Source organism: Enterobacter cloacae complex sp. IR5412 (assembly GCF_049237385.1).
Lineage (GTDB): Bacteria > Pseudomonadota > Gammaproteobacteria > Enterobacterales > Enterobacteriaceae > Enterobacter > Enterobacter intestinihominis.
Window position 1 is genome coordinate 1 of the sequence record NZ_JBMKHQ010000035.1, and the last position, 1,836, is coordinate 1,836.

The 1,836-nt window shown below is 52.8% G+C and carries 2 protein-coding genes and 1 pseudogene; all 3 read right to left on the bottom strand.

Annotated features, from left to right (window positions below):
• On the bottom strand, positions 1–178 hold a 178-nt coding region (locus tag ACOTX2_RS24955), incomplete at its 3' end, for a DMT family transporter (RefSeq protein WP_038341169.1).
• 116 nt (positions 179–294) lie between these two features.
• Positions 295–1,133 (bottom strand): annotated as a pseudogene (locus ACOTX2_RS24960) (AadA family aminoglycoside 3''-O-nucleotidyltransferase).
• A 57-nt stretch (positions 1,134–1,190) separates the two neighbouring features.
• A complete protein-coding gene (gene aadB, locus ACOTX2_RS24965) occupies positions 1,191–1,724 on the bottom strand; it encodes an aminoglycoside nucleotidyltransferase ANT(2'')-Ia (RefSeq protein ID WP_000381802.1) in 534 nt (177 codons plus the stop codon).
• Positions 1,725–1,836 lie beyond the last annotated feature (112 nt).

A 1,836-nucleotide genomic window follows, 5' to 3' on the forward strand; every position in this document is an offset into this window, starting at 1 on the left:
AAGCAACACCGACAGGGATGGATTTCAGAACCAGAGAAAGAAAATAAAATGCGATGCCATAACCGATTATGACAACGGCGGAAGGGGCAAGCTTAGTAAAGCCCTCGCTAGATTTTAATGCGGATGTTGCGATTACTTCGCCAACTATTGCGATAACAAGAAAAAGCCAGCCTTTCATGATATATCTCCCAATTTGTGTAGGGCTTATTATGCACGCTTAAAAATAATAAAAGCAGACTTGACCTGATAGTTTGGCTGTGAGCAATTATGTGCTTAGTGCATCTAACGCCGGAGTTAAGCCGCCGCGCGTAGCGCGGTCGGCTTGAACGAATTGTTAGACATCATTTACCAACTGACTTGATGATCTCGCCTTTCACAAAGCGAATAAATTCTTCCAAGTGATCTGCGCGTGAGGCCAAGTGATCTTCTTTTTGTCCCAGATAAGCTTGCTTAGCTTCAAGTAAGACGGGCTGATACTGGGCAGGTAGGCGTTTTATTGCCCAGTCGGCAGCGACATCCTTCGGCGCGATTTTGCCGGTTATTGCGCTGTACCAAATGCGGGACAACGTAAGCACTACATTTCGCTCATCGCCGGCCCAGTCGGGCTGCGAGTTCCATAGCTTCAAGGTTTCCCTCAGCGCCTCGAATAGATCCTGTTCAGGAACCGGGTCAAAGAATTCCTCCGCTGCCGGACCTACCAAGGCAACGCTATGTTCTCTTGCTTTTGTAAGCAGGATAGCTAGATCAATGTCGATCATGGCTGGCTCGAAGATACCCGCAAGAATGTCATTGCGCTGCCATTCTCCAAATTGCAGCTCGCGCTTAGCCGGATAACGCCACGGGATGATGTCGTCATGCACGACAAGGGTGACTTCTATAGCGCGGAGCGTCTCGCTCTCGCCAGGGAAAGCCGAAGCCTCCATAAGGTCATTGAGCAATGCTCGCCGCGTCGTTTCATCAAGCTTTACGGCCACAGTAACCAACAAATCAATATCGCTGTATGGCTTCAGGCCGCCATCCACTGCGGAGCCGTACAAATGCACGGCCAGCAACGTTGATTCCAGATGGCGCTCAATGACGCTTAGCACCTCTGATAGTTGGTTCGAAATTTCGATGGTCACCGCTACCCTCATGATGTCTAACACCTGAGTTAAGCCGCGCCGCGAAGCGGCGTCGGCTTGGACGAATTGTTAGGCCGCATATCGCGACCTGAAAGCGGCACGCAAGACCTCAACCTTTTCCGCCCCGAGTGAGGTGCATGCGAGCCTGTAGGACTCTATGTGCTTTGTAGGCCAGTCCACTGGTGGTACTTCATCGGCATAGTAAAAGTAATCCCAGATGATCGCCTCCCAGCTGTTACAACGGACTGGCCGCCCGGCGATGACGCCCTCAGCCGCCTCTGGGCACGAGCCCTGCGGAGCCTCCGCGATTTCATACGCTTCGTCTGCCCACCAAGCAGGTTCGCAGTCAAGTAACTCATCCCCGATCTCCGCTAAGAATCCATAGTCCAACTCCTCCATGACGCGCCCGCCGAGCATTTCAACTATTGCCTCGAGCTCGCCGCGCCTCTCGCCGGGAAACGTCAGATCAATATCATCGTGCTTGCGTGTTACACGCCCTAGCCGTGCATCGATCGCCCAGCCCCCACCGATCCAGAGCGGCAGATTTCGCTCATCTGCCGCAGCTAGAATTTTGTGTATCAATGTGACCTGCGTTGTGTCCATGCGGCCTAACTTTGTTTTAGGGCGACTGCCCTGCTGCGTAACATCGTTGCTGCTCCATAACATCAAACATCGACCCACGGCGTAACGCGCTTGCTGCTTGGATGCCCGAGGC

Bases quoted from the DNA above. Each gene is read 5' to 3' on its own strand.
- aadB (WP_000381802.1), bottom strand. From the start codon at position 1,724: ATGGACACAACGCAGGTCACATTGATACACAAAATTCTAGCTGCGGCA.